Below are 325 nucleotides of genomic sequence, written 5' to 3'. Positions count from 1 at the left end.
GCGAGGTAGAGTTCCAGGTAATGAATCTTCAATTGGCCAGATTAACGTTTTAAGCGCTTTGTTATTACTATGGCTTACCCCGATTAGTGGATATTCTGGTAACGCCATTTCATAAGCAATTGAAAGAGCGAGATAACTTTTTCCCGAATCAGGTGGAGCGATCAGAAAGCCAATACTACCTCTAAATAACCCTTTCAATATTTGTTCTTTCTGATTAGAGGCTAAATTACTGGTGATTTCCTGTTCGCTTAAGGCTATAACATCTTGATTATTTATAGAAGATGTCATTTTGTCGTCTCCTCTTTTTCGTCATCGCCGATATAAA

At 37.8% G+C, this 325-nt stretch carries 1 protein-coding gene; it reads right to left on the bottom strand.

The window, feature by feature from the left end; all coding sequences use genetic code 11:
* A partial coding sequence (locus tag RMT89_RS41970; RefSeq protein ID WP_315889013.1) for an AAA family ATPase occupies nt 1–288 on the bottom strand: 288 nt, incomplete at its 3' end.
* Between the last annotated feature and the right edge of the window lie 37 nt (nt 289–325).

This window comes from Streptomyces sp. P17 (assembly GCF_032436805.1).
GTDB lineage: Bacteria > Actinomycetota > Actinomycetes > Streptomycetales > Streptomycetaceae > Streptomyces.
This window is presented reverse-complemented; position numbering and strand designations above follow the sequence as displayed.